General features: G+C 63.6%; 8 protein-coding genes and 1 pseudogene. 7 read left to right on the plus strand and 2 right to left on the minus strand.

The annotated features are described in order from the left end of the window. Nucleotides 1-103 precede the first annotated feature (103 nt). From J7024_RS08785 to J7024_RS08800, 4 genes are all read left to right on the plus strand, one after another. The gene (locus J7024_RS08785; RefSeq protein WP_234744982.1) at nt 104-1,318 is read left to right on the plus strand and encodes a stearoyl-CoA 9-desaturase; all 1,215 of its coding nucleotides are present in this window, start codon (nt 104-106) and stop codon (nt 1,316-1,318) included. A gap of 68 nt (nt 1,319-1,386) precedes the next feature. Then, complete coding sequence (locus tag J7024_RS08790; RefSeq protein ID WP_124830375.1) at nt 1,387-1,818, plus strand: DUF2000 domain-containing protein; 432 nt, start codon at nt 1,387-1,389, stop codon at nt 1,816-1,818. Between the two features lie 127 nt (nt 1,819-1,945). Continuing rightward, on the plus strand, nt 1,946-2,836 hold the full coding sequence (locus J7024_RS08795) for a DMT family transporter (RefSeq protein WP_233410075.1): 891 nt from the start codon (nt 1,946-1,948) through the stop codon (nt 2,834-2,836). A 56-nt stretch (nt 2,837-2,892) separates the two neighbouring features. Next, entirely contained in the window at nt 2,893-3,204 is a 312-nt protein-coding gene (locus J7024_RS08800) for a (2Fe-2S) ferredoxin domain-containing protein (protein ID WP_124830377.1), read from the plus strand. Between the two features lie 475 nt (nt 3,205-3,679). Here the strand turns inward: J7024_RS08800 and J7024_RS08805 are convergent, their stop codons facing one another. Then, nucleotides 3,680-5,065, minus strand: a complete 1,386-nt coding sequence (locus tag J7024_RS08805; RefSeq protein ID WP_124830378.1) for an aminotransferase-like domain-containing protein — start codon at nt 5,063-5,065, stop codon at nt 3,680-3,682. Nucleotides 5,066-5,226: 161 nt separating this feature from the next. Here J7024_RS08805 and J7024_RS08810 point away from each other — a divergent pair, with 161 nt between their 5' ends. The 3 genes from J7024_RS08810 to J7024_RS08820 all read left to right on the plus strand — a co-directional run bounded on the left by J7024_RS08810 (nt 5,227) and on the right by J7024_RS08820 (nt 8,469). Continuing rightward, complete coding sequence (locus J7024_RS08810; RefSeq protein WP_124830379.1) at nt 5,227-6,513, plus strand: hydroxymethylglutaryl-CoA reductase, degradative; 1,287 nt, start codon at nt 5,227-5,229, stop codon at nt 6,511-6,513. A 79-nt stretch (nt 6,514-6,592) separates the two neighbouring features. Further along, a complete protein-coding gene (locus J7024_RS08815) occupies nt 6,593-7,090 on the plus strand; it encodes a hypothetical protein (protein ID WP_124830380.1) in 498 nt (165 codons plus the stop codon). Then, nucleotides 7,090-8,469, plus strand: coding sequence for a tripartite tricarboxylate transporter permease (locus J7024_RS08820; RefSeq protein ID WP_124830381.1), 1,380 nt, complete (start codon nt 7,090-7,092; stop codon nt 8,467-8,469). The genes J7024_RS08815 and J7024_RS08820 overlap by 1 nt, the downstream gene beginning before the upstream one ends. Nucleotides 8,470-8,555: 86 nt before the next feature. Here J7024_RS08820 and J7024_RS08825 read toward each other — a convergent pair. Beyond that, a pseudogene (locus tag J7024_RS08825) lies at nt 8,556-8,712 on the minus strand (virulence factor); the annotation flags it as partial.

Here is an 8,712-nt window from a genome sequence, read left to right on the forward strand (position 1 = left end):
CGGACTCGTACGTCAGGCTGAATATAGGGTGACGCGTCCCGGAGTGGTGCAGGGCGCGTCACGTCGGCGAATCGGATGCCAGGCAATATATTTAGGAAAACAAATGACTTTGCCTAAATCGCTAACTAACGAAAGTGAGCTTCCTCGAATATCCGTACGAGCATCGTACCTGCGCTTCCCGAGATGGACGCAACCGCTCTGGACGCGCTTGACTGGCAAACCTCTCCCGAATGAGCAGGCGTGGTTCACGCCGCATCCGGCGCTTTCCCTCAGCATGGATGTCCTGTTGGCGATCGGGACGTGCGCGGTGCATTTGTATCTTTTGACGTCTTCCAGAGACTGGCTTCGCATATTGGGTTACGTCGTTGCGCCGATGGCGATGGTGTTCCTGGTCGGATTGCTCCGGAAGATTCAGGTCGTGTATGGGCATCATGCAATACACGAGACACTTTTCAGGCGTGGGAGCAGGATGAATGGCCTTGTGTCGAAAGGCCTCACCATCTTCGTCCTGGCGCAGAACGAAATCGAGTACGAACAGGAGCATCTCGACCATCATCGGCGTTCGGTCTTCACGACGAGGGATGATGCGGACGCGTCCTTGCTGTTCAACTTCGGAATCCGTCCGGGGCGTTCCGTCGCCGAACTGAATCACAACCTGCTCAGCACGCTTTTTTCGCCGGTTTTCCATCTCTGGTTCCTCAAGTCTCGTGTCATGTCGAACCTGAGGCGACCGCTGATCGAACAGTGTCTCGTGGTCGTGTGGCTTGTCGTGCTCATCGTGGTCATGCCCGCATGCCTTGGCGTGAATGCAACCGCGATCGCACTGTGGCTTCCGTTGACTGCTCTCTATCAAATGAGCGCGCTGCTGCAGTTTTCGACGGAACACGTCTGGCTTGTGGGCGCGGCGCCAGGCGTCCAGCAGGGCGTCTACGCGGAACGCTGCCATGGGCGGTTTTGCGGCGAATGCGTTCCGGGCGCAGATGGCAATGTCCCCTCGCCCCGGGTGTGGCTGCGGTGGTGGTGCAGGACATTGTTCATGCACATTCCCATGCGTGTCGGCGTCCTGGTCGGAGACCTGCCGGCACACGACTGGCATCACCTGGCCAGTGCCGTAGGTCATAGCCATAGAAGCTGGCCTGACGCGATATTCGAACGCCAACGCGCGATCGATAGCGGCAATTCCGCCGGAATGGAAGAGCGCGAGCTGTGGGGCATCGAAAACATGATCGCGCATGTGTTTGTCCACATGTCTCATGCGTCGGAGTTGCCCGCCGAATCGGAGTTGGCAGCCGGCACGTCTCCCGCGAATGGTTCTTGAGCAGTCGACGCCGCCGGCCGGTATCGAAATTCTCGTGTCAACCCGATTCAAACGACAGGTCGAAAAAGATGGCATACGCAGACAACGCAAGCAAGTTCGTGGCAGTGATCAACCGCAAGCATCCGGCTCCGGTCGTGCTGAATGCGCTGGCGCACACCGCATTTGGTCTATCCGGTATTGCGGGTGTCGGCAATCTCCTGGAGTACCAGAACGTCGCGTGTGATTTTGCAGCGAAGATCGATGAATCGCCGTTCATCATTCTCGAGGCCAAGAACAGTAACCAGCTTCGTGTGCTGCTTTCCAACGTGAAGGAAGCGTCGAGCACAAGCATCGCATACAACGTTTTCACGACTTCAATGATCGGCGCGTCAGCAGCAGCACAGATGGAAGCAACGCGCACGGCGCTCGATGAGGCGCTGGACTTCGTGGTGGTGGTGATCTTTGGCGCGCGCGAAGCGGTGGAGGCACTCACGAAGCGATTCTCGTTGTTCAAGCAATAGCCATGAAGCGTCCCGACACACGTCGGATCATTTGATTACACATAGTGAGAACGACATGGGATCGATAAAAGCGGTACCGGCGGCGCCGGGATATGCAGCAGACCTGGATACAAGGAAAGGGTGGGCGATGGTCCTGGCCGCCGCTACGTTGTGGGGAACCACCGGGATCATCTTCAATGTGCTCGGAACGTCGGCCGGGGCTAATGCTGTTTCGATCAGCTTCCTGCGACTGGCATTGTCGGTACCGTTTCTGTTCTTGATGGGGCGGATCCATTTGGGAACATGGTTCATCAAATTGACGCCCAAAGGTCTGCTTGTGCTTGCGGGACTCGGTCTGGGCATGGCGTTCTACCAGCTTACATACGTGCTTGCGATCGAGCGGGTGGGCGTGGCGATTTCGGTGTTGATCAGCATCTGCGGCGCACCGATTTTCGTTGCCCTGATCTCGGTCGCCTGGCTGGGGGAACGATTCAATGTGCAAACGATGATTGCGCTGGTCCTCGCAATCGTGGGCACGGTGTTTCTGGTCGGTCTTCCCTCAGGCGTCGTTCAGGATGTTCGGCAATTCTGGATTGGCGTCGCGATCGCGGTTGCCTGTGCGGTATGCCAGGCTTTTTATGTACTGGCCGCCCGGGCTTCAGGAAAGATCTGTAGCCCCATGCACGCGGGCGGGATTGGATTTGCCATTGGCGCATTGGCGCTGTTGCCGTTCGGTCTTCACGACGGGCTGCAACTCCATTACACGATGGACGGCTGGCTGATGTTGCTTTATGTGGCCGCGGTGCCGACGGCGATTGCGCAAACCCTTTTCCTGGGCGGTATCAAGGGGACGGGCGCCGTCGGTGGTGCGATCGCGAGCCTGCTGGAGCCGCTGGTTTCCACGGTACTGGCCGTTTTGCTGCTGCACGAGCGGATGACCTGGTACAGCATCGTCGGGGCGGTGATTCTGTTGAGCGGGATCGTGATCATTCAGTGGGCACCCGTGGAGCGAAAGCCCGTGCCGAGACATGTCGAGTGAACGATTTTCGAAGAGCGAGCGTAAGTGTCAGCCGGGTGTCAAAAAGGGGAATCGCGATGAGTTTTTACGACCGTCATGTCTTTGTCTGCACGAATGAACGCGAGAACGGGGAGGCGTGCAATGACCACGGGGCGTCGGAAATTTGCCGGTATGCAAAGAAGCGGCTGGCAGATGCTGCTTCCCCGGACGCCCCTGGAATTCGCATCAATCGTGCCGGTTGCCTCGCGCGGTGCAGTGATGGCCCGATCGTCGTGATCTACCCGGAAGCTGTCTGGTATACCTACGTCGATAAAACCGATATCGATGAGATCGTCGACGAGCATCTGGTCAACGGTCGAGTCGTCGAGCGCCTGCGAATCGACCGGTAACACGATAGGCCAGCGAGCCCGGTGCCGGTCCCGTATCGGATACGGTTACGAGTCGAGTTTTTTGCTGCGCGGTGCTTCAGCAGCATCGATACGATTGCAAGCACAAAGGGCATCTTCCGGATGTCACGATCCTTGCGGTCGACAAGGTCGTCCATCGACTCGATGGAGCGATATTCGTCAGCTACCTTGAAGAAGGTATCGACGACGGAATCGGCGTATTCCTGACGTGAAGGAAGCGTCGGTGAACGCTTCTCTCTCGACCTCGATCAGCATTCTCCAGGTGATGGATTCGACCGGTGTGCGATGAAATTCCGGCCGCTTGTCGACGGCGGCGGCAATAAGAGAAGTCAAGTCGGACGCTGCGTCGTGAAGCGACAGAACGATACCAGGAGGTGCGCGGTGGAACGCCCTCTGCGAGGTCTGCGCCGCGTGCTCGCCCGGCTGGTCGTGTCACCGACTCGGCTCGCGTCCGTGGCTACGTGAGCGCCTTCAACGCCTGCGCGAACCGCTTGTCCGCCAGGTAAGCGACGTTGAACCTGCAATACGCGGACGGCTGGTCGGCCTGTGGCGAGAACACCGCCCCCGGTGCGAGGATCACACCGCGCTCCAGCATCGCCTGCGCCAGTTCCATCGAATCGGACCACCCCGGCAACGCGGCCCACAGATACAGGTTCTGCTCGCACGGCCGATAGACCTGCGCGCCGAGCCGATCGAGCGCTTCGAGTGCGGTGGCCGTCGCGCGCCGCAGTTTCTCCTGAAGATGATTCGTATGCCGGAGGAAATGCCCGTCGCTGACGATCGCATCGAGCGTGCGCTCGCAGTACTCCGAGCTGCTGACGTGAGTCAGCATCTTCACGTCGGCGAGGTCGCTCGCGAGCGCCGCGTTGCATGCGAGAAAGCCCACGCGCAACGCCGCCGATACGGACTTCGAGAAGCTGCCGATATAGATCGTCCGGCGCAGTTGATCGAGCGTCGAGATGCGCGTGAGCGAGCGCGGGCGAAGGTCCGCGAGCGCGTCGTCCTCGACGATGATCAGGTCGTGCGCGTCGGCGAGTTGCAGGATCCGGTGTGCCTTCGCCGCGCTCGTATCGGTCGCTGTCGGGTTGTGCCCGACCGATTGCGTGAAGAACAGCTTCGGCCGGTAGGCGGCGATATGCTCGGCGAGCTTCGCGACATCGGGGCCGTCGATCTCGCGCGGCACGCCGACGATGTTTGCGCCGCTCAGCTTGAGCTTGCCGAACAGCGGGTAGTAACCGGGATCGTCGACTAGCACGGTATCGCCGGGGCGCACGAAGTAGCGCAGCACGAGGTCCATCGCCTGGTTCGCGCCGTGCGTGAGCACGATCTGCGCGGGCGGTGCCTCGATCTCGTAGCCGGCGAGCTTCTGCTGCAGCGACTGGCGCAGCGGCAGATATCCGAAGCGGCTGCCGTAACGAAACAGCGACGCGGAACCGGTGCGCACGATGCGCTGCTGATACTGGTTTAGCCGCGTTTCCTCGAGCCATTCGATCGGCGGGAAGCCCTCGCCGAGATTCAGTACGTCGGGCTTCTCGTGAAGCTGTTCGCGCATCAGCCACACGATGTCCATCGCGCGGTCGAGCGAACTCGGCTCGTCGATGTCGGGCGCGGCCGCCGCGCGCCGCGTGACGAAGAACCCGGAGCCGCGGCGCGGCTCGATCAGGCCGTCGGCGGCGAGCATCTCGAATGCGCTGATCACGGTGTTCTTCGAACACCCGGACGCCTCAGCGTATTCCCTGATGGAAGGCAGCTTCGCGCCGGCCGGCAACACGCCTTCCTCGATCTGTCTGGCGAGATTGTCCGCCATGGCGCCAGACAGGCTGGCTCTTGCACGCTGTTTCATCGCGATGTTCCGTCGGACGGGTTCACTGTCATGGGTACGGATGTCTGGCTGTCTGGCCCGTCTGTACCTTTTCAATGGGTACAGCGTGACTATTATTCGGCTATCCGCTGTCCGCCGCAACCGCGGCAGGCAACACCGTCACCCCGAAACAGAACGACATCATGCCCATCGATTCCGCACTGCCGAACTTCCGCTCGCTCACGCCCGAACAACGCCTGTCCCACCTCGCCCGTACCGTCGGGCTCGACGATGCCGAGCACGCGCTGCTCGCCGCCCCCGGCGCGCTGTCGCTCGACACCGCGAACGGCATGATCGAGAACGTGATCGGCACGTTCGAGCTGCCGATGGCGGTCGCCGGCTACTTCCGGATCAACGACCGTGACGTGATCGTGCCGATGGCGGTCGAAGAACCGTCGATCGTTGCGGCCGCATCGTATATGGCGAAGCTGTCCCGCGCGGCCGGCGGCTTCCGCACGTCGAGCAGCGGCCCGCTGATGCGCGCGCAGGTCCAGGTGATCGGCGTCGGCGATCCGTACGGCGCGCGGCTCGCGATCCTGCGGCACGCGGCCGGGCTGATCGCACTCGCGAACAGCCGCGACAAGGTGCTGGTCGGCCTCGGCGGCGGCTGCCGCGACATCGAGGTGCACGTGTTCCCGGATACGCCGCGCGGCGCGATGGTGGTTGCGCATCTGATCGTCGACGTGCGCGATGCGATGGGCGCGAACACGGTCAACACGATGGCCGAAGCCGTCGCGACGCGCATCGAAGCGATCACCGGCGGGCAGGTACGGTTGCGGATACTGTCCAACCTCGCGGATCTCCGGCTGGCACGCGCAGAGGTACGGTACTCGGCCGCGACGCTCGCCACCGACGACTATTCCGGCGAAGCGGTGATCGATCGCGTGATCGACGCCTACGTGTTCGCGGCGACCGATCCGTATCGCGCGGCCACGCACAACAAGGGAATCATGAACGGCATCGATCCGGTGGTGGTCGCGACCGGCAACGACTGGCGCGCGGTGGAGGCCGGCGCACATGCGTATGCGAGCCGCAGTGGCCGCTACACGTCGCTGACTACGTGGGAGAAGGCCGACAACGGCGACCTCGTCGGCACGATCGAGATGCCGATGCCGGTCGGGCTGGTCGGCGGCGCGACGAAGACGCATCCGCTCGCGCGTCTCGCGCTGAAGATCATGAACGTGACGTCCGCGCAGGAACTCGGCGAGATTGCGGTCGCGGTCGGCCTTGCCCAGAATCTTGGGGCGTTGCGCGCGCTCGCGACCGAAGGCATTCAGCGCGGCCACATGGCGCTGCATGCGCGCAACATTGCCGTCGCGGCCGGCGCGACGGGGGCGGACATCGACCGGATCGCGCAACGGATGGTCGCCGCGAAAGACGTGCGCGCGGATTTCGCGCTCGAACTGCTGGCGGCGCGCAGCGACGCCTGATGCGCGACGTTCGCGGGCATGCCGCGTGACGCATGCCGCGCCGGGACAGCCGGCCACATATCAATCAAGGAGGAGACACATGGAACAGACCGGTTCAGGCGCGGTATCGGCGGCGTCGCATCGCGCGCAGCCGTTCATGCAGGCCGATGTAAGCGCCGACACGCTCGTGGAGGTGTGGGGCGACACGGTGGCCACGAAACATCTGGCCTGGTCGGTCCTGCTCGGCATCGCGATCAGCCTCGGCGCGTTCGAGGCCGGCCGTCTCGCGCTCGCCTCGTTCGTGCAGGACGCGGCCATCGCGCGGGCCTATGCGATGTTGATCGGCCTCGGCGGTTGCCTGCTTGCCGGTGCGCTGTGCGCGCGCCTGTTCAAGCCGAAGCGCATGGTGATCGAGCATGCGGCCGACGGCCCCGAGCGTGACGAAGCGCTTCGGCAACTTGCCGAAGCATCGGGCGGGCTCGGGTCGGTGAGCGACCTGTCGCCGAGCGCGCGCGCTGAGATGGAGGAGCTCGGACTGCTCGACCTGTTTGCTTCCTACGAAGCGTCGTCCGCGCGGGCGCGCACGGGAGGCCGCTGATGGACGCGCTTCTGCATGCATTGCCGTCGGCGCTGGCGATGGGCCTGCTCGGCGCGATCGTGTTCTCCGGCATCGGACTGATCTCCGGCACCGACGAAACGACGACGATCGCGCCGCTCACGCTGCTCGTCGCACTGCTCGGCGTGCCGCCCGCCGGGGTGTTCACGTTCTTTCTTGCGGGCGCGGTGGCCAAGCACATCACGCACTCGATCCCGACCGCGCTGCTCGGCATTCCCGGCGACACGATGGCCGCGCCGCTGTTGCAGCAGGCGACGCTGCTGCGCGCGCTCGGCGTGCCGCACATCGCGCTGCGCAAGATGATCTCCGGCGCGATCGTCGCCGCGTTCGTCGCGCTGCCGCTCGCGGTGCTGTTCGCGTCGCTGCTCGCGCCGTTCGGCACGGCGATCGCGAAGGCCGCGCCGTGGGTGTTTCTCGCGGCCGCAGTCGGCATCGCGTATTTCTCCACGGGGCGCTGGGCGGCGGTGCTGCTGCTCGTGCCGTTCGTGATGCTGGTGGTCGGGCTGCAGGCGCTGACCGGTCACTACGGCGTGAAGCTCAGCGTCAGCTATTTCCTCGGGATCGCCATCGGCCCGCTGGTTGCCGACCTGTTCTCGATCCTGTCGCCGGCCGAGCGGCGGCGCATGCGTCGCGACGGGCCGTCGACGTTCGTGCTCGCACCGGACGTGAAGAGCTGGCGCGGCTACTTCCCGAATCCGCTGAAGGTGCTCGATCGCGAGCAGGTGGGGTGGACGGTCGGGACGGCGGCCGTGTCGAGCGCGACGTTCGTGTTCAGCCCGGTCGCGATGACGGTGCTGATGGGCGAGATCGTCGGCGCGCGCGTGAGGCATGCGTATCAGCGGCTGACGACCGTGATCGCCGCGCGTAACGGCGTGACGGAGGCGACCTACATCGCCGAGGCGCTGATTCCGCTGATCGCGTTCGGGCTGCCGCTGAGCCCGGTGGCCGCAGGCCCGGCCGCGCCGCTCTTCAACGCGCCGCCGCGCTTCACGGTCGACGCGGCAAGCGGGCAGATCCACAACCTGCATACGTTGATGAGCTGGCCCGAGTTCCTCGGCTACGGGCTGCTGTCGATTCTGCTGGCCGCGCTGATCGCGTATCCGCTGGCGATGCATCATGCGCACCGCGCGGCGTCGTTCGTCGCGCGCAAGCTGAGCCACGAAGCGATCATCGCGACCTTCGCGGGGCTGATCGTCGTGATCGGTGTCTGGGAAGGCCAGTTGCTCGGGCTCGCGGTGATCGTCACGGTCGGCCTGTTCGGCGGAATGTTGTCGCGCCTGTTCGCGTTCAACACGGGCGTGCAGTTCATGGGTTACTACGTCGCGGTGCTCAGCGTGCCCGCGATCGTCAAGCTGCTCTGACGCATCGGCGCACGGGGCCGGTATTCCGTTGGATGACACGGCGGCGTGAATCTGGCCGCACGGATCGCGCTGCCGCGTCGCCGACATCACCACGAATAGCCCTGCATGCCGTAATCGGCATCGTATCGGCGCCCCCACCACGGCAGGTAGGCGTTGTTCCCGCCGCGTGCGCGGAACCAGTCCTTCGTCGGATCGATCGGCGTGAGCTTCGACGGCGGCCTGACGACAACCGCGACGGGATGC

The organism is Burkholderia sp. WTPI3 (genome assembly GCF_021483755.1).
GTDB lineage: Bacteria > Pseudomonadota > Gammaproteobacteria > Burkholderiales > Burkholderiaceae > Burkholderia.